Origin of the sequence: Algoriphagus aquaeductus, assembly GCF_003253485.1 — a bacterium.
Classification (GTDB): domain Bacteria; phylum Bacteroidota; class Bacteroidia; order Cytophagales; family Cyclobacteriaceae; genus Algoriphagus; species Algoriphagus aquaeductus.
Genome location: NZ_QKTX01000007.1, coordinates 122604 through 137379, shown reverse-complemented (window position 1 = coordinate 137379; position 14776 = coordinate 122604). Strand labels below are relative to the sequence as shown.

The 14776-nt window shown below is 42.3% G+C and carries 16 protein-coding genes; 8 read left to right on the top strand and 8 right to left on the bottom strand.

Annotated elements, in window-relative coordinates; all coding sequences use genetic code 11:
* From CLV31_RS11215 to CLV31_RS11200, 4 genes are all read right to left on the bottom strand, one after another.
* Complete coding sequence (locus tag CLV31_RS11215; RefSeq protein WP_111392983.1) at positions 1-870, bottom strand: sulfite exporter TauE/SafE family protein; 870 nt, start codon at positions 868-870, stop codon at positions 1-3.
* Positions 871-1256: 386 nt separating this feature from the next.
* Entirely contained in the window at positions 1257-2408 is a 1152-nt protein-coding gene (locus tag CLV31_RS11210) for a methionine aminotransferase (protein ID WP_111392982.1), read from the bottom strand.
* A gap of 116 nt (positions 2409-2524) precedes the next feature.
* Positions 2525-2860: a hypothetical protein gene (locus tag CLV31_RS11205; RefSeq protein ID WP_111392981.1), complete on the bottom strand. Its 336-nt coding sequence runs from the start codon at positions 2858-2860 to the stop codon at positions 2525-2527.
* Between the two features lie 86 nt (positions 2861-2946).
* Positions 2947-3099: a lmo0937 family membrane protein gene (locus CLV31_RS11200; RefSeq protein ID WP_111392980.1), complete on the bottom strand. Its 153-nt coding sequence runs from the start codon at positions 3097-3099 to the stop codon at positions 2947-2949.
* A 401-nt stretch (positions 3100-3500) separates the two neighbouring features.
* Between CLV31_RS11200 and CLV31_RS11195 the strand changes: the two genes are divergently transcribed.
* Positions 3501-4019 carry a YdeI/OmpD-associated family protein gene (locus CLV31_RS11195; RefSeq protein WP_111392979.1) on the top strand — a complete coding sequence of 173 codons (519 nt, stop codon included), beginning with the start codon at positions 3501-3503 and terminating at the stop codon, positions 4017-4019.
* Positions 4020-4075: 56 nt separating this feature from the next.
* Positions 4076-4363 (top strand): hypothetical protein, encoded by a 288-nt coding sequence (locus CLV31_RS11190; protein ID WP_146250893.1) that lies wholly within the window; start codon positions 4076-4078, stop codon positions 4361-4363.
* Between the two features lie 225 nt (positions 4364-4588).
* Here the strand turns inward: CLV31_RS11190 and CLV31_RS11185 are convergent, their stop codons facing one another.
* From CLV31_RS11185 to CLV31_RS11180, 3 genes are all read right to left on the bottom strand, one after another.
* Entirely contained in the window at positions 4589-5761 is a 1173-nt protein-coding gene (locus CLV31_RS11185; protein WP_111392977.1) for a serine hydrolase domain-containing protein, read from the bottom strand.
* Between the two features lie 114 nt (positions 5762-5875).
* Entirely contained in the window at positions 5876-6037 is a 162-nt protein-coding gene (locus CLV31_RS21835; protein ID WP_181452616.1) for a hypothetical protein, read from the bottom strand.
* 393 nt (positions 6038-6430) lie between these two features.
* Complete coding sequence (locus tag CLV31_RS11180; protein ID WP_111392976.1) at positions 6431-6556, bottom strand: 30S ribosomal protein THX; 126 nt, start codon at positions 6554-6556, stop codon at positions 6431-6433.
* Between the two features lie 364 nt (positions 6557-6920).
* Here CLV31_RS11180 and CLV31_RS11175 point away from each other — a divergent pair, with 364 nt between their 5' ends.
* The 3 genes from CLV31_RS11175 to CLV31_RS11160 all read left to right on the top strand — a co-directional run bounded on the left by CLV31_RS11175 (position 6921) and on the right by CLV31_RS11160 (position 9472).
* Positions 6921-7643 (top strand): LamB/YcsF family protein, encoded by a 723-nt coding sequence (locus CLV31_RS11175; protein WP_111392975.1) that lies wholly within the window; start codon positions 6921-6923, stop codon positions 7641-7643.
* A gap of 267 nt (positions 7644-7910) precedes the next feature.
* Positions 7911-8606 (top strand): 5-oxoprolinase subunit B family protein, encoded by a 696-nt coding sequence (locus CLV31_RS11165; RefSeq protein ID WP_111392973.1) that lies wholly within the window; start codon positions 7911-7913, stop codon positions 8604-8606.
* Positions 8603-9472 (top strand): 5-oxoprolinase subunit C family protein, encoded by an 870-nt coding sequence (locus CLV31_RS11160; RefSeq protein WP_111392972.1) that lies wholly within the window; start codon positions 8603-8605, stop codon positions 9470-9472. The genes CLV31_RS11165 and CLV31_RS11160 overlap by 4 nt, the downstream gene beginning before the upstream one ends.
* Before the next feature lie 25 nt (positions 9473-9497).
* On the opposite strand, the gene CLV31_RS11155 is transcribed toward CLV31_RS11160, so the two are convergent.
* Positions 9498-10526 carry a hypothetical protein gene (locus CLV31_RS11155; protein ID WP_111392971.1) on the bottom strand — a complete coding sequence of 343 codons (1029 nt, stop codon included), beginning with the start codon at positions 10524-10526 and terminating at the stop codon, positions 9498-9500.
* A 371-nt stretch (positions 10527-10897) separates the two neighbouring features.
* Between CLV31_RS11155 and CLV31_RS11150 the strand changes: the two genes are divergently transcribed.
* From CLV31_RS11150 to CLV31_RS11140, 3 genes are read left to right on the top strand one after another with little or no spacing between them, the layout of a single operon-like run.
* The gene (locus tag CLV31_RS11150; protein ID WP_111392970.1) at positions 10898-12103 is read left to right on the top strand and encodes a histidine kinase; all 1206 of its coding nucleotides are present in this window, start codon (positions 10898-10900) and stop codon (positions 12101-12103) included.
* Positions 12100-13917, top strand: a complete 1818-nt coding sequence (locus tag CLV31_RS11145) for a sensor histidine kinase (RefSeq protein WP_111392969.1) — start codon at positions 12100-12102, stop codon at positions 13915-13917. The genes CLV31_RS11150 and CLV31_RS11145 overlap by 4 nt, the downstream gene beginning before the upstream one ends.
* Entirely contained in the window at positions 13914-14672 is a 759-nt protein-coding gene (locus tag CLV31_RS11140) for a LytR/AlgR family response regulator transcription factor (RefSeq protein ID WP_111392968.1), read from the top strand. The genes CLV31_RS11145 and CLV31_RS11140 overlap by 4 nt, the downstream gene beginning before the upstream one ends.
* Positions 14673-14776 lie beyond the last annotated feature (104 nt).

The following is a 14776-nucleotide window of genomic DNA, read 5'->3' as shown; positions in this document are numbered from 1 at the left end:
TTAGAGCGCAAGGTAAAAGGTACGTATGCTCAGAAAAATAATCAAAATCCCAACTGCGATCATCAGGTATTTGGGCTTTACCAGCTTGCATATAATTGCGGCAAACGGTGCGGCAATGATTCCTCCCAAAATCAAGCCCAGTACAGGGGCCAAACTCAACTCTTTGACAAAAAACAAAAAGGTGGATGCACTGGCCAGTGAAACAAAAAATTCCACAAAATTTCCTGTTCCAATCGCATAGCGAGCTATTTTCCCCTTACTCAACAGGGTACTGTTGACAATGGGTCCCCAGCCTCCCCCACCAATTGCATCAGCAAATCCGCCTGAAGTCGCCAAAATTGGAATACTTCTGCTTTCTCTGTTGAATTTTGCCGGATGTTTCTTCTTTACTTTTCTGAGGATGACGATTCCCATTACAAACAGGTAAAGTGCAATGATGGGTTTGACCATATTTGGATCCAGGCTCGAAAGCAGAAATGCTCCCAAAATGGACCCCATTACACCGGGGATCAGCAGCTTTTTAGCCAATTTCCAATCCACATTTCCCATTTTCCAATGGGAAATCCCGGACGCCAGACTGGTGAAAACCTGTGCAAAATGTACCCACGCAGAGGCTGTAGCCGGAGGTATTCCAATTCCCAATAAGATTGAATTGGAACTCACTCCATATGCCATTCCCAACGCTCCATCGATGCTTTGTGCCACAAACCCAACCAACAAAAACCATAAAAACATTTCGGTATCAATCTCCCAGCTCTTGATAGACTCGGTGAGCGTTTGCGTTACCAATAGGGTAAACATCACCGCAGCAAAGGCAAAAAACATCGACCAAAACGGTTCTGTTCGGAATCGAATCAGAAGTTTTTCCATAAATCGGTTGGGATATTTAGGTTTGATAGACCCAAAGGTAATTGGAAAATTTATTTTCCCTATCAAAAAGGTAGGATATATAGAATTAATATTTTATTTATCTCCGCAAGTGCACTACCAGCCAAATCTTCTTTAATAGTCAGGTCGGATCCTTTGACTGCATTCAGCACAGGTGACCTAAGCTTCGACATCCTCAGTACAAGCAACCGAAGGAATCCAGATTTCAACCTCCCGAAGAAATTTCATAAGACTGCTGATTCTTCCGACAAGAAAGTGGGTGTAATTTTTTGACCCCAATTGTTCCTAATCAGGCTTATGGGATTATTCCTTTGATTTTGGGATGCCCCCAGCTATTTGTAGGAAATATGGATTATCAGGATTCGGCCTTATTCTAAAATTCTATGCAATTCAGAAAGTCTATTTAATGCCTCATTTAATTCACTTTCCTCCTTAGCAAAGCAAAAGCGAATGATCTTATCATCTCTTTTATCCGAATAGAAAACGGATATCGGAATGCAGGCGACTTTCAGTTCCTTGGTCATCCGTTCTGCCAGGGTTCTGTCTGCCATAGTGGATAGGTGGCGATAAGACACCAACTGAAAAAAACTTCCCGTAGAAGGCGTGAATTCAAATTCTGTTTTGGACAATCCTAGGGAAAACAAGTCTCTCTTTTTCTGATAAAAATCCGGAATACTCAGGTATCGCTCAGGTACTTCCAGGTACTCTGCCAAAGCAAATTGAATGGGAGTCACCGTGCTGAACGTGACGTATTGATGTATTTTTCTAAATTCCAGCGACCACGTTTTGGGAGCTATACAATATCCAATTTTCCATCCGGTCACATGAAATGTTTTGCCAAAAGAACCGCAGACAAACGTTTTTTCTCTCAAAACCGGATGTGATCCCAAAGAAATGTGTGGCTTACCATCAAAAGTAATGTGCTCATACACTTCATCACTGATGACCAAAATCCCGGTTCTTTCAACCAATTCTGCCAGTTGATTTACGTCGTTTTCGGTCCAGACATAGCCACTTGGATTGTGCGGGGAGTTGACCATGATGGCCCTAGTTTTGTAGGTGATCGCGGAACTGACTTTTCCCCAATCCACCGAAAAATCTCCAGAATTTAATGGAATATATACCGGTATTCCCCCATTGAGCGTGATGGCAGGTTCATAACTGTCGTAGGCAGGTTCTAATACAATGACTTCATCTCCGAGCCGGGTCACTGCAGACACGGCACAAAAAAGTGCTTCTGTCGCTCCTGAAACTATCGTAACTTCTGTTTCAGGATCCGGAAAATACCCCTGTGTTAACTTGGTTTTCTCTGCCAGAATTTTTCTCAAACCAGGTATCCCCTGCATGGGAGAATATTGGTTCATCCCTTCTTTGGTAAACTTGGCTACCAAATCCAGTAAAATAGGATCAGACTTGAAACCCGGAAAACCCTGGGATAAGTTGATGGCTTCAGCATCTGTCGCCATTTTTGACATCACGGTAAAAATTGTTGTTCCTATATGCGGAAGTTTGGACACCATGGCTTCTTTGAAATTGAATATTCAGCGTTTAAGAAAAGAATTTTTTCTTTACCAAAAACAAAAAAAAAACCGCAGAAACACGTTCTGCGGCCCAAATGAATAAAAACTAAAGAAGTTTAGTTTAATTTTTCGGCAGTAGACTGAGTCAAGGCCTTGCCTCTTTCTATACTTTCCAGTCCCGCTGCTTTAATTTTTTTACCCAGTTCTTCTCCTGTTTTTTGAAGTTCCCCCAGAAGTTTGGAAAGCTTTTCTTTCTGGGGTCCTAGTTTTTCACGGTTTTGATAGATCAAGGCACCTGCTGCAACTCCGGCTGCCAATCCTCCAATCCAAAGAGCGAGTTTTGTTTTAGTAGTTTTCATAGGATTATAATTGGTTTTAAGTGGTTGCGTTTCCTCTATTCCATGGGAAACCTTATCCAGGATAGCGGCTTCACCATTTTCAATTTCACGCATTTATTTGAATGATTAAAAGAAAATCCACCAAAGTCCCCGGTCACCTGATGATTGAGAAGACAGGGAAGACAAGGTGTTCTGCATGTTTATACGGTCTTTCCGCTGATTAGTCTGATCAAAACCGAAATAATTGCCAAAACCAATAGCACATGGATCAGTCCAGTGAGGCTGTAGGCAAAAACTCCGATGAACCAACCCATCACTAATACGACAGCGAACAAATACAATAGCGAGTTCATGATTTTAGGGTTTTGGTGAAACTTCAATTTCGAAAACTAGAAATCCAAGTCTAATGCCGAATTGAACCTCATTTATTTCAAAACCCCTCTGAGAACGTTTATAGGGCATTTCTTTGAAAAAATAATTTTTAACGGATGGTTTAATCCCGAATTGGCTGTGGGGATTATCCTCAAAATGTGGATTTTTTAAGTCAGATCGAATTTTTTATTAGCTATCCACCAATCGGTCTTGGTGCTGCCAAATTAATGGATTTTACCCAACCGATTGGATTTCCGAAAAAGAATGAAGCCGGATTGAAAATTGTCAGATTTTTTTTCCATTCTTTTTTGTAAAGGCTGATTATTGCTGAAAATTGTCCCAGCAAAAGATGGAATTTTGACTGCTTTATAAACTGCCTATCATGTCATTTTCACTTGAATTTGTCGGAACCTTAGAAAAGTTTGATTTTAATCACTGGCATTATCATGTGCCTGTACCAGAATCCATTGCTATGCAAATGATGGATGAAAATCACCGCAGGGTATTGGTATGGCTAAATGATCAGGGACCTTATCGCATGGCGCTCTTAAAGTCAAAGGAGACTTGGTATATATTGATTAACCTGGAATTAAGGAAAAAACACCTGCTCGAATATGAAAGTCCGGTCACCGTCAGATTGGAAAGAGATCACAGTGAATTTGGTCATGAGGTACCCGAGGAATTCCAAGTCATGCTAGACCAAGATGAGGAGGGAAATGCTTTTTTTAGAAAGCTGACTCCCGGCAAGCAGCGGAGCCTGATTTACTTGGTCACCAAAGTAAAAAATCCGGATTCCAGGATTAGGAAATCTCTGGCCATTTTGCACCATTTAAAGGTGGCCAATGGGATACTGGATTTCAAGCAGCTGAATGGATGGATCAAACATTACAATAATTTGTAGCGTTTTTTACACAAGTTAAGTCTACGAGTTGAACGAATATCAAAAAAACAATACCCATGAAGACCAATTTATTCATCCTTTTCATATTCAGCATACTTTTGTTTTCCTGTTCCATGGACAATGCTGAAGATCCTCTCACTGTATTCCGAGAAATCGCCTATAATTCATTGACGAGTGCCGAAAAATCCACTATTGTAGGAGATTGGAAACAAGCTGAGGTATCGGCTTGGGTAGATGGAAATTACATCGTGGTGTTCCAGACGACGGATTCGGATACCTTGGGACCCATTCGGGTAGTCGTGGATCCGGACACCGGAAGGGTGGTTGAAAAATTGCCTAGATAAATAAAATGTGATTGTCCGCAATTGCACTACCAGCCAAATTCTCATTGTTTAATGGGTCGGAAGACAGATGACCGAAGAGCGAAGGATTCTTGATTTCCACCTTTTTTTAGAAATTTCTTAAGCTAGCTAAGTTTACTGGTAGGAAAGCGGATATACAGAAAATAAAAAATGAGGGCCTGATCAAGTCCCTCATTTTTTTGCATAAATAAATAATCGCCCTTGTACTTAGTCCCAAGCGGCATCGTAAGCATCCCTAAAAAGATTATTCAGCGGGGTGGTATTATCCAATATCCCTCCTCGGGAATTGGCCAAAAAGACCACTTCCACCTTATTCTTGGGGAAAGTCATGATCAAGGTCCTGACCCCCTGCCCTTCTGTATTGATGAAACTTCCCTGCTTACTGTAATAGGTCCCCTCTGTGCCTACAATTGGATTGGTTAATGGATTTGAGTCATTCCAGCCCAAGTAATTGTTATACATGAAAGTTCTTTCATGCACCTTTAATAAAGCATCTGAATTGTTCAGATAGGCTTGAAATTTTGCTAAATCCAGCGTATTAAGGTAGAATCCACCGGAACCCAGACGGACCTTGGTGTCGCCTATACTCCAGCCTGTTACCGATTCTGAATCTCCAAATTGGTAATACCTTACCGAGTTGGAGTTGGTCGAGAAGCTGTTAATTCCAGCAGGATTGAAAATTCTGGTTCGGACATAAAACGAGTAAAAATCATCGATTTTGTCCTGTTGTTCCTGGTCTGTAGTCAGCCCGGCAAGGTTTTGTCCCGCCAATCGGAATAAGACGTATTTGACCAAAATAAAATTCACATTGGAATAGACATAGGGGCTATTTGGTGCCACGGTGTTGGACTGAAGCAGCACTTTCATATTCGACAAGCCAAGGTTCATATTCTGCGCAAAACCCGTCCGGTGGGTTAAAATATCCCTAAATCTCAGGGAGCCTACCGCAGGGCTCGCCCCTAGTTGCGGTAACAAAAATGGCTGGATCTGAGTATTGACCATGGGGATCACTCCACTGCCAAACTCCCGCATGGCGATAATCAAAGCCACAGATGCAATAGTTTTGTTGACACTGGCCAAATACAGCGGTGAATTGAGATCGGCAGGCTTTCCTGCCCTTCCCCTGATCCATTCCCCAAATGTCCCGGATTTCGCCTCTTGCCCATTTCGGTTAATGACATAAGAATAGCCTGTCCATTGTTGACCAAGGGCTGTCACTACATTGTTTTCAAACTTATTGACATCGAATACTTTTTGGTTGGAATTGACATAGCCCGGATTCTCAGGAATGGGTACGATAGGCGCAATATCACAGCCGGAGAACAACATCAATCCGGCTAGACAACAGAAATAAAGTGAATGTAAAATCTTGGTTTTCATGGTTTTTTGGATTTTGAATAACCAAATCTAGAAGGCCTCCCCAAGAAAATATTTCCAAATTGATCAATGAGCATTTCCAATTGACGGATCAGCCTGTTGACTTTTTATGCAATGTCAGTCAATCGCTCTATCCTCTTTTGCCCGAAGTAATTCAGGTGGTTCATTGATCTGATTAGGATTGTCCGCAATTGCTCCTACTGTCCCATCGGCTTTGAATATTGGGTAGGATGATTCGGCTGCGCTTAGCATAGGAGACCGAAGGATTTCTGATTTCATCCTTTTGGAGAAGTTTCATATGCTCGCTTAGCGTACTGGTAAGAAGGCAGGTATTCAGATAACAGATTAAAAAATATAATTATATCCATAGCGTACCTGTAAATGCGGAGCGAGAGAATAAGAATGGGACTGTGGATACCCTTGAAATTTCAACTTGACTTATTTAACAGCTCCAATGGAACCGAACTATACATGACCCTACACGAAGTGCAGGGTAAAATTGGGATTAATTCTAAGGAGTCTGTATCCTTTTACCTCCGATTCACCGGGAGATGTCATTTGATTTGATCACTTGGATCCGTGATTTTCAACTTTTTAACCTTTCAATTTGGTTAGTGATATGAATGCAGATTTTCAAATAAAAAAAGAGGGGGGCTCCCTCTTTTTTGATCATCAGCTTTTTTGTTGGTTAAGTTTGATTTTTCTGGCCAGTTTATTAGCCTTTTTTCTGGGTCTACTGGCACCAAATGTTCCTCGGCTGATTTTTCCTTTTTTGGATTTCAAATCTCCTTTTCCCATAAGTTGTAGTATTGGTTATGTTCACCGTGAAATTAATAAATGAACAAAATCATGTCAATTCTCAATTTTTTCTTTCCCAAATTATTCAATTGATACTCAACTGAACCGGGTAGAAGTAACTACATCGGAAGCTAGATTTACCCAAAAAACAAGTGGCTTGCGCTTATTTTCGAACAGTCAAAATTCCGAAATAGGTCCCGTCTGTCTGAAGTTCACTCATAGCCTCGAATATCAAAGGGAAACCAGCAAATGATCCGGTAACGGAAAGCCGATTTTACCTAGACCTTTCTTAAATTATCCTGATTTTAGCATTTCGATAGTGGTGGTTTTTGATTTAATCTGTCCTGCCTTCCCCAAGCATGTTATGTTGTTACAACGTCCCCAAATAAATTGTGATCTCGGCGAAGGAATTCCATTCGAATCCTTGATTTATCCTTGGATTGACCGGGCCAATCTGGCCTGCGGAGGACATTATGGTGATGAGGCCACGCTTAGTGCATCACTTTCATTGGCCAAAGAAGCCGGCGTTTTGGTAGGGGCGCATCCCTCCTATCCCGATCGGGAAAATTTTGGAAGAAAGTCTCTGAAAATCACTTTCCCGGATCTTTCCGACTCGATTAACTCCCAAATATCCCTGTTCCAGAGGATGACAAAAGAGGCAGATCTGGAAATGGCTCATATCAAGTTTCATGGAGCGCTGTATAATGATGCCGCATCAAATGCTGAGTTCGCCGATTTTTTGACTGATTTGGTTGGAGAAAGATATCCGAATGTTCCTTTGTTTGTTCCACCTTATTCTGAAATTGAAAAGTTGGCTAGGCATAAGAAGTTGGCCTTTATTCGGGAGATTTTTGGAGATCGATCTTACGAAAACAATTATGGTCTCAGTCCGAGATCGTATCCGGATTCTTTATTGACCAGATTAGACCAAGTGGAGCGACACCTTCAGGCTATTCTTGAGAAAGACCAAATCACAAGCAGAACAGGAATACCCCTCCCGGTAACAGCCGAAACCATTTGCTTTCATGGAGATAATCCGGGATTGATGAATTTTCTTCCCCAAATCCGAAAAAAGTATTGGCCATGAAATCGAGCCTGCCTGAGGCAGACAGGAATGACTAAAAAGTTACACAATGGAATGATTGTAAGATTTGCGAGATTCCATGTGGCCTTCAAAAATCAAATTATAAAAACTGATTATACGCTATTCTACCAGTTGACGAATATTCCACTGATTTTGGGCTGGAAGACCGATGACCGAAGACCGAAGATTGCCAAAAATATGGCGTTAACTTGGTCTTCTGACCTTTAGAAATGCTACTGGCAAGATTCCGTATATTCATTTTATAAAAACATGAATTTGGTCTATCAAAAACTTTCCCCACAAATCGGAGAAATAGCCTGGAATGAACCCATTTCGGATGGACTCCTGCAACAGCAGCTTCTTGTCCAGAAAGAACTCCTTTCAGAATTGAAGACCGATATTATGGAGACTCGAATTGGATTTACGAGACTTAGCATAATTTGGAAAAAACAACCAACGGTCGCTTTTATGGAAAATTGGCTCCGGGCTGTTGATTTGTCAAAATCAAAAATCACACGCTCTGATATCGTCTGGCAGGTTCCGGTTTGTTATGACCAAGTGTTGGCCAAAGACCTCATTGAGTTGGCTTCTGCAAAAAATATTTCGATCGATCAATTGATTGAACTTCATTCAAGTATTACGTACCGCATTCATTTCTTTGGTTTTCTGCCCGGATTCATGTATTTAAACGGACTTCCTGAAAAGCTCCATACTCCCAGAAAAGTGATTCCGGTTCGCAGTATACCGGCAGGTTCAGTTGCGATTGGTAATTTTCAGACCGGAATTTATCCAGCCGAAAGTCCCGGTGGCTGGCATGTCATCGGACGGTCTCCGATTTCTTTTTTTGATGGAAGTGCGTTTCCCCCTGTCTGGGCCAAACCTGGCGAAAGCCTTGAATTTCTACCGATCAGTGTCAGGGAATATGAAAGTCTCTGTCGTTTTCCCAGAAAACCAAGCCGGAAATGAATCTAAAGTCAGGATTGATGAAAATTTTGAAGACCGGTCCATGTACTTCCGTTCAGGACTTGGGGAGGTCTAATCTCTCCCATTGGGGCATTCCCATTTCCGGAGTTGCTGACCAAAAATCAGCCGGTTGGGTCAATCATCTTTTGCAAAACAGAAAGGAGTCCGCAGTTTTAGAAATCTCACAACCCGGCTTGTCGCTTTCTTTTTCTGATCCGACAATCATCTGTATAGCAGGGGCATCTGCCCTGGTAAAACTCAACGGGAAAGAAACACACCCTTCTGGGCTGATATATCCGGAATCCGGAGATGTGCTGGACATTGGTCCTTTTTACACAGGTGCTCGAGTCTATTTAGGAATAAAAGGGGGATTCCAAAGCGAGGAAAGATTATCTTCAAAAAGTTGGTATCAGGGAATCACTTCTCTTGAATATGCAAAAAAAGGTACGGAACTGCCCTACTTCGCTGTTCCTTCCCCCTTTTTTCCTTTCTATGCCAAAGCCAAATGGAACACTTCATGGTTTGAAAAAACTGAATTGGAAGTGTTTCCTGGGCCAGATTGGGATTTGCTGTCCAAACAGGAAAAAAATCTTATTCTGACTCACCGATTTACCGTTTCGTCATTGGCCAACAGGATGGCCGTACAGCTCCAGGATTTGGTTCCCAATTCTCTGCCGGAACTCCCCACCAATCCAGTCTATCCCGGAACTATCCAATTGACCTCGGGAGGAAAATTATTGCTATTGATGAAAGATGCTCAAGTGACTGGCGGATATCCTCGGATTTTACAGATCGAGGAGGAAAGTCAATGGATTTTGGCTCAAAAAAAACCTGGGGATCAGCTGGAATTCAGCTTGAAAAGGCCCTGATACCAAGGTCTTTTTGCTTTTACTTTTATCTTTCATTTCCGGCTTCGTTATTCCAGAATTCAGACCATAGGAGAAACATTTCCAATTCAAATTTTTTCCTGTGAAGCTGGATTAAAGCCCAGTCCAAATCACCGGTATCATCATAATCCGTCCGGATAAACTTCCCCAAAGATCCATAGGCTCCCAATACAAGAAAGGCCCCATGAAGATTTCCGGATTCAGGATTGTAAAACCCGTTTATATCTCCTGCAGCCACGCTGATTCCTCCTTTGGTAGAAGATCTCCGGGCGCTTTCCCGCACTTTTTGCACCGCAGGAAGGAGTAATGCTATGGCGACAGGATCCAGGCCCGCGTCAATTTCGAGTTGCTCCAAAGCTTGATTCATTCGGGATGGGTCTTGGGCATATCGAGGCAATTCTTCCAAAAACCTGATCACTTTGAGCATTTGAACGCCTCTGATCGGTGCAGGAATATTGCACCAGGGGGATTTGCAATCCGGATCTGAGGAAGTCGCCCCATGATGTGTGATTTTGGTAAAATTGAAGGAGATTTCTTCTGTGGGTTCTGAAGTCAATTCGCCGGGAATCCCTTCATATTCTATATAAATTGGCGTAAGGGCCTGAGGATCATAATAGCCGTCCAAGTCATAGTCAAACTGAGGGATTTCCTGCATCATAGCCTGATGGTTTCTTTTGGCGAGGGGGCTCAAGAAATTACCTCGTTTCAAAACCACATTATCATATTTGCGAAGAGATAACCGAAGCATTTCTGTTAGGTACTGGGGCCTGTCTCCAGCCTTCCTTAGGGTCAATTTTGCCTCCCGAAATCCCTCTTCTTGAAGAAGTTCCTGATAAGTAGCTTCAGTCAAGCCATAGATTTGATTCACTTTTTGGTTGATTTTCAGGTCAAATCCGACCCTTGCATGAGCCAAGTCTCCGGACTCTGCCTGATTCCATTCTTCCCGCTCAGGACTTACATTTTCGGTGTTCAAAGGGTCGCAGGCGGCACACCACAGGATTGCCCCGGTCGATAAGAATAACTGATACTTTTTCATGGTTTTTAGATTTTAATTAATGATGCTCCGGTTATTCGGAATAAAATATTGAATGGGTGACCGCTTGGGATTATCCCTTTGGTCAATCCAAACTTAGAGCGGGTCTGGAGAAAATTATCGGACTAATCGATCGAGGCGGGTTTTCAATTGATGGATCTCAGGCTTGAATTGATCTTTGATCAAATCACTGAAATTTTATCCCTAAGCGGATTTAGGACCTGTTTTTTTAATCCGTCAATCCAAAACTCCCTTTTGTCAAATCAAATGCCGAATAGATCAAAACCGACAAAAAACGGAATGACATTCAGTTACCTTGGTTGGGTATGAGGATTTTGGAGGCACAAGAAAGTGCCGGACAATTTCTATCTTAAATGAAGCAAAAGGTGAAATCCGTGAAGTCAATTAGTCCCAAAGAAATTGAAGAAATCCTCTACCATTTCTCCAAATCCATGCATGGTATGGATTCAGAAGATCAATTGCTCTGGGACATGGCCAAAAACTGTATCTCCATCCTGGGATTTGAGGACGCGGTCATTTACTTGGTAGATGAAAACAATCAGGTACTTGTCCAAAAAGCTGCTCTCGGACCAAAGAATCCAACTGGAACCGAAATCCTGAATGCACTTCAAATCCCTATTGGAGAGGGCATTACCGGAAAAGTGGCTCAGACCGGACTTCCCATTCTCATTTCCGATACCCGAAATTATCCGGAATATATTCAAGATGATGAGTTTAGGCTCTCCGAATTGGCTGTTCCTATTTTATTGGATGGAAAAGTCATCGGAGTCATAGACAGTGAAAATTCAGAGGCAGACTACTTTTCCAAACAACACCTCAGGATTCTCATGGCTGTATCGTCCATCTATTCCAGTCACATGGCACGGATCCGGGCTGAGAAAAAAGCGAAAGAGGAGCAAAAAGAGCGTTGGAAAATCCAACAAAAAGCGACTCGATTGCAAATTGAGGCTATTTCCGCACAGCTAAGTCCGCATTTTGTTTTCAACTCACTCAATGCCATTCAGCATTACATTTTATTGGAAGACAAGCGGAGCTCGCTCCGGTTCCTGTCCATTTTCGGAAAGTTGCTCAGGTATTTTCTAGCCCAATTGCATGAAGAGTCAGTCACGGTATCGGATGAGGTTCAAATGCTGGACTGGTACCTGCAGCTTCAGGAGCTTAGGTATGGAGATAAACTAAAGTACAGCATTCAGGTAGTTCGATTAGAAGAGTTTCCTCAGGCCAAAATTCCATCCATCATCGTGCAAAGTCTGATCGAAAATCTCCTGGAAGAACAAATCCACCTGAGCGATGGAAATATTGGTATCCAAATAAGCTTTGAGCTAAGTTTTGAACTCGTTGAACTTAACGTCCTGATCAACAAGCGGATCGAAAACGAAGAGTTTGTCCAAAATTCAGCGTATTTGAAATCCCTCACTCCTTGGCAAGACTACATTCGCCTGATCAATGACATCCGACCCTATCGGATAGAAAGCAAAATCGGTCCTGCCAAATGCCCGGATGGAAATGAAAACTGCAAGTCAGTTTCAATCATTTTTCCAAATCTGTTTTCATCATGAAGAGGTTCGCACTATTGGTACTTTCCTTTTCAATGGCCTGGACTCCGGTGCCGGCGCAAGACCAATCCTTGCCCTATCAAATGACTGTTTCATCCCAAGGCTTAAGGATTGAGGGGAATGCCAGTATCCAAACGGTGCTGAAATGGTCCGAAGATGGGAAATTTGACAAAGCTTCACCTCCGGGCATCGCCAACCGTAATTTCGAATATTGGTTTGAAGTCGACTTTTCGGATCATTTTCAACTGATCCATCAATACGACAGTTTGATCTTTTATCCGGGATTGGTCGAAATAAGTGAGCTATTCGTGGAAAGATCCGGCGTTCCTATTGCCCTCGTTTTGACTTCAATGGTCCCCAATGATTTAAAAAGGTCAGCTTTTCAAAATCAAAATTACATTCCCATTTCCACCGCTGAATTGTTTGACGGACGAAAATTATACATCAAATCCCGATACCTGAGAGCAACCCCGGACCTGAATAAAAAGACTTTCGCTTTTTCCACTCCGGAGGCTCATCGGCAGATGGAGGAGTTTATCAGTCAGGATTCATTCAAAAGTCAGGTTTTGGCTTTTTTCTTTTTGGGAGTTGCGGCAGTCCTGATGGTGTTCAATTTGATTTTATTTTTCAATGTCAAACAGGTTCAGTTTATCTATTATGGTGCTTTTCTGCTTTTTCAGCTGATCTATTATTCCCGTATCAGCCCCTATTTGGCCGATTATTTTGGGTATGCAGACTTTAGATTTTATTTCCTCCTGACTACTGCTTCCCAGATTTTGATCAATCTGTCCTACCTTCTCTTTATCAGGCATTTTTTGGATATAGACAAAGTTCTTCCCGGGTTTGACAAGATAATTCGTTGGGTCGGGTTGGTCTTGGTCGCCTTTATATTGATCAATTTGGGCTTGATTATCCATAATCCCTACAGCTATCTGCAATCCGTGATCATGGATATACAGCGTTATTTCATGGCAGGCTTTGCATTTTTCGGAATCGGATATCTCTGGATTCATTATCCGGGCCGACTTAAATATTTTGTGATAGCAGGCACGTTGATTTTTACCTCCGGGGCATTGTTGACTATGTTTTTTTTGAAGCTGACCTATATGGTGACAGGTGCTGCGATCGAGAGTACCATTTTCGCCTTGGGATTGTCCTACAAAATCAAACTCATCAATGAAGAGAAGCAGCTTGCGGAAAAAGAAACGTTTTCGACAAGATTGACCGCATTGAGGGCTCAAATCAACCCTCATTTTATTTTCAACAGCCTCAGTTCGATTCAGCACCTGATCAGTAGCGGTCAAAAAGATGCCGCTCTATCGTACCTGGCCAAGTTTAGCAAGTTTGTCAGGCAGGTTTTGGAAAACTCCATTGACATCCATGTCACGTTGGAAAAAGAAATAGAACTGTTGAGAGTGTATCTGGATTTGGAGTCGCTTCGATTTGATCATGCATTTTCCTACGAAATATGCCTTCCGCAACATGGAGATTTGATTTATCAGGAAGTGCCGATGCTTATAGTACAGCCTTTTGTGGAGAACGCCCTCAAACATGGTCTCATGCCCAAAACCGATGGGGACCGCAAGGTTTGGATCCGGTTTATAGATCAAGAAGACCATATCCTGTGTGAAGTGGAAGATAACGGTATCGGCAGAATAGCAGCAGAGGCCAGAAAATCAGCCTCCTACAGACCCTCAAGGGGATTGGCGCTGACGGAAGAGCGTCTAAAGATGTTTAAGGAAACCCAAAAACCCCACATCAGAATCGAAGACTTACCCACAGGCACGAAGGTGTCTATTTTACTTCCCAAGCTATGAATACGAGCAAACTCAGAGTGATTATCGTAGAAGATGAGTACCACAGCCGTGAGACTTTGAAAGGTTTTTTGGAGACCTATTGCCCGGAAACTGAGATTTTGGATACCGCATCTCAAGTGGCCGAAGCCGTTCAGAAAATCACCCATCATCGTCCTGATTTGGTGTTTATGGATATCGAATTGCAGACAGGGACAGGTTTTGAAGTACTCCAACAGGTCACTGATTTGGATTTTCACCTGATATTCACGACTGCATTTGAACATTATGCCATCCAGGCCATAAAATTCAGCTCGATCGACTATTTGCTGAAACCGATTGATTTGGATGAATTGATTGCGGCGGTCGCAAAAGCAAAAAAAAGGGTCCAATCTCAAAGCAGACAGAGTCTTTTGGAAAATCTTCTCCAAAACATGCTTGGTGGTAGTTCGGAGTTCAAAAAAATATGCCTTTCTACGGCGGAGGGAATTGAGTTTATTCCCACACGGGAAATTCTCTATTGTGAAGCCAACGGTTCCTACACCGATTTTCATTTGGTAGATAAGCGGAAATTAGTGGTCAGTAAAAACCTCAAAGAATACGAAAATCTATTGGGTGATTTCAACTTCATGAGGGTTCACAACAGTTTCCTGATCAATTTGGGAGAAGTCAAAAAGTATGTTCGGTCAGAAGGTGGATATATCGTCATGAACAACGAAAAGCAAGTGGCTATATCCGGAACAAAGAAAGAGGAGTTTCTTCGGAGAATGGGGATCTGATGCGCTAGGGATTTTTAGTTTTCGCAAAAAAAACACTCCCTTTAATTTGAGCTTAGGCAGTCCGGCTATTATCTTGATGGATAACTTCCCAAAACCCATTTTCC

What these genes read in the sequence shown, in the direction of transcription:
- CLV31_RS21835 (WP_181452616.1), bottom strand. Translation starts at nt 6,037, where the DNA reads ATGAAATCAGAAATCCTTCGGTCTCCTATGCTAAGCGCAGCCGAATCA.
- CLV31_RS11180 (WP_111392976.1), bottom strand. Translation starts at nt 6,556, where the DNA reads ATGGGAAAAGGAGATTTGAAATCCAAAAAAGGAAAAATCAGCCGAGGA.
- CLV31_RS11190 (WP_146250893.1), top strand. Translation starts at nt 4,076, where the DNA reads ATGAAGACCAATTTATTCATCCTTTTCATATTCAGCATACTTTTGTTT.
- CLV31_RS11185 (WP_111392977.1), bottom strand. Translation starts at nt 5,761, where the DNA reads ATGAAAACCAAGATTTTACATTCACTTTATTTCTGTTGTCTAGCCGGA.
- CLV31_RS11155 (WP_111392971.1), bottom strand. Translation starts at nt 10,526, where the DNA reads ATGAAAAAGTATCAGTTATTCTTATCGACCGGGGCAATCCTGTGGTGT.
- CLV31_RS11160 (WP_111392972.1), top strand. Translation starts at nt 8,603, where the DNA reads ATGAATCTAAAGTCAGGATTGATGAAAATTTTGAAGACCGGTCCATGT.
- CLV31_RS11195 (WP_111392979.1), top strand. Translation starts at nt 3,501, where the DNA reads ATGTCATTTTCACTTGAATTTGTCGGAACCTTAGAAAAGTTTGATTTT.
- CLV31_RS11165 (WP_111392973.1), top strand. Translation starts at nt 7,911, where the DNA reads ATGAATTTGGTCTATCAAAAACTTTCCCCACAAATCGGAGAAATAGCC.
- CLV31_RS11215 (WP_111392983.1), bottom strand. Translation starts at nt 870, where the DNA reads ATGGAAAAACTTCTGATTCGATTCCGAACAGAACCGTTTTGGTCGATG.
- CLV31_RS11205 (WP_111392981.1), bottom strand. Translation starts at nt 2,860, where the DNA reads ATGCGTGAAATTGAAAATGGTGAAGCCGCTATCCTGGATAAGGTTTCC.
- CLV31_RS11140 (WP_111392968.1), top strand. Translation starts at nt 13,914, where the DNA reads ATGAATACGAGCAAACTCAGAGTGATTATCGTAGAAGATGAGTACCAC.
- CLV31_RS11175 (WP_111392975.1), top strand. Translation starts at nt 6,921, where the DNA reads ATGTTGTTACAACGTCCCCAAATAAATTGTGATCTCGGCGAAGGAATT.
- CLV31_RS11150 (WP_111392970.1), top strand. Translation starts at nt 10,898, where the DNA reads ATGAAGCAAAAGGTGAAATCCGTGAAGTCAATTAGTCCCAAAGAAATT.
- CLV31_RS11200 (WP_111392980.1), bottom strand. Translation starts at nt 3,099, where the DNA reads ATGAACTCGCTATTGTATTTGTTCGCTGTCGTATTAGTGATGGGTTGG.
- CLV31_RS11210 (WP_111392982.1), bottom strand. Translation starts at nt 2,408, where the DNA reads ATGGTGTCCAAACTTCCGCATATAGGAACAACAATTTTTACCGTGATG.
- CLV31_RS11145 (WP_111392969.1), top strand. Translation starts at nt 12,100, where the DNA reads ATGAAGAGGTTCGCACTATTGGTACTTTCCTTTTCAATGGCCTGGACT.